Source organism: Nonomuraea sp. 10N515B (genome assembly GCF_052245915.1).
Classification (GTDB): Bacteria; Actinomycetota; Actinomycetes; order Streptosporangiales; family Streptosporangiaceae; genus Nonomuraea.
This window is the reverse complement of record NZ_JBQQBQ010000213.1, coordinates 1-960: the sequence shown is the minus strand read 5'-3', so window position 1 is coordinate 960 and position 960 is coordinate 1. Positions and strand designations below refer to the sequence as shown.

General features: G+C 68.0%; 1 protein-coding gene. It reads left to right on the top strand.

The window, feature by feature from the left end:
- Window positions 1–165: 165 nt before the first annotated feature.
- On the top strand, window positions 166–960 hold a 795-nt coding region (locus tag ACTWQA_RS59100; protein WP_443167517.1), incomplete at its 3' end, for an IS701 family transposase.

The following is a 960-nucleotide window of genomic DNA, read 5'->3' as shown; positions in this document are numbered from 1 at the left end:
AGTACGGCAGTCACCATTCGCAGTGTGACCAGCACGGATGCGCGATAGGCCGTTGCGATCTTGTGATGGGAAGCGGGCACAAAGAGAGCAGCCGCTCGTGATCATGCCTGTGTGACGAGTACAAGATCGAGAGCGGCTGCTGCGCTCATCCTAGAGGCCCGGCGCGTGCAACGGAACACAGACGAACTGCTCGCCGCGCTGGCACCGATGTTCCCCCGGATCGAACCCCGCCTGCAGGCCGCCAAGTACATTCGTGCCGTCATGTCCGACCTGCCCAAACGCAACGGATGGACGATCGCCGAGCACGCCGGGGATCGCTCACCTGCCGCCACCCAGCGGCTGCTGAACCGGGCCCGCTGGGACACCGCCGGCGCGATGAGCGTGGTGCGCCGCTTCGCCGTCGCCCGCCTGGACGCCGCCGCCGACCCCGGCAGCCTGACCGTCGGCGCGCTGGATGAGTCCGGTCAGGAGAAGAAGGGCACCGCCACCTCGGGGGTCAAAAGGCAGCACATGGGCTGCGCGGGCGGCGTGGACAACGGCGTCAACACCGTCTACCTGGCCTACGTCCGCGCCGACGCCGGGCACGCTCTGATCGGCGCCCGGCAGTGGATCCCTGCCGAGCAGATCACCGACCCGGTCACGGCCGTCATCACCGCCCTGCCGGTGGATCTGGCGTTCGCCACCAAGGGAGAACTGGGTATCGGCCTGCTGACCGACGCCTACACCGACGGCGTCCGCTTCGATTTCCTGACCGGCGACGAAGTGTACGGCGCGTGCACCAAGCTGCGCACCTTCCTCGAACAGCACGAGCAGGCCTACGTGCTACGCGTCCGCTCCTCCTTCACCGTGACCTTGGGCGGCGGCACCACCCTGACCTGTGCCCAGGCCGTAGCCCGGCACTGCAAGCAGAAACGCACCTGGACCATCCGCTCGGCCGGGAACGGCTCCAAGGGCGAACGC